The organism is Microcystis sp. M49636_WE2 (assembly GCF_030065375.1).
GTDB classification, from domain to species: domain Bacteria; phylum Cyanobacteriota; class Cyanobacteriia; order Cyanobacteriales; family Microcystaceae; genus Microcystis; species Microcystis aeruginosa_C.
In genome coordinates, this window is record NZ_JASJFG010000642.1 from 1 (window position 1) to 1,188 (window position 1,188).

Annotated in this window: 1 pseudogene; it reads right to left on the bottom strand. The window is 35.1% G+C overall.

Going from position 1 to position 1,188, the window contains the following annotated elements:
* Nucleotides 1–11 precede the first annotated feature (11 nt).
* A pseudogene (locus PX484_RS14935) lies at nucleotides 12–1,188 on the bottom strand (signal transduction protein); the annotation flags it as partial.

The following is a 1,188-nucleotide window of genomic DNA, read 5'->3' on the forward strand; positions in this document are numbered from 1 at the left end:
GATTAGCTATCTTAATCGGGATTTCTCCAATCTCTGAAATTACTATAGTAAAGAAATTCTTGAAAACCTTCTTTGATTTTAGCATCTACATCCGTTCTAGCTAATATTGTTTCGATAATTGCTCCTATTTCCGAGTCAATTTTTATTCTAGCTAATGCCGTCAAAAGTCCAATAATTTCCCCTTCAGCCTTATTAGCTAGTTGTTGAATAATGGGTAAAGTTTGAGGATCATCTCGCCAATGGTTTGCTAAAGCTTCAATTGCTCTATGTTCACCCTTATTAGCTTGTTGTTGAATAATGGGTAAGGTTTGAGGATTATCTCGCCAATGGTTTGCTAAAGCTTCAATCGCTTTTGATTGACCCTTGTTAGCTTGTTGTTGAATAATGGGTAAAGTTTGCGGATTATCTCGCCAATGGGTTACTAAAGCTTGAATTGCTAGACTTTTACCCTTGTTAGCTTGTTGTTGAATAATGGGTAAAGTTTGAGGATTATCTCGCCAATGGGTTGCTAAAGCTTCAATTGCTTCTGATTTACCCTGTCTAGCAAATTCCTGTAGATAAACTAACGCCTCAGAATGAATTTTAGCAATTCTAGATAATTGAATAACAGCTTGATCTTGAACATACCAAACATTTCTTTCAGTTGCTATAGCTTGAAGAACACTCCATCCTGTCCGATGATCTTGCCAAATTGCTCCAATTTTAGCAACTGTTTTTTCCTTAAAATCAGTATCAGCATACCTATAAGACGATTTAGTTAATGATTGAAGACTATCTAACAATCGCTGACTTAGTTCAACATAAATAGACTGGTTTCGCAATTCTCCATAACAATCTGCTGCCAAAAAAAGATGAGCAAATCCCTTGTCTTTTTCCTCCATATCAATGAGATAGTTAATTAATTCTTCAGCAACTTCTTTGGGAAATTCTGCACTTAGCATCCCCATCAATAAACATAAAACTTCTTTCCAAACAGGATCTGAATAATGTTCTCCAAATACTTTGGTTTTCAATTCCTCAAGAGTAATTCCGTCTGGGAATCCTCGGTTTTTAAATCTTTCATAAAACTCGCAAGCACAAAAGTATTCTAAAAAAGTTCGATGAACAAAAGCAAAAGCATTGCCACCTAAAGAACAAAGAATAAAATTACGATAGCGCAGTTGTTTGATAATTAAATCAGTCAGATCA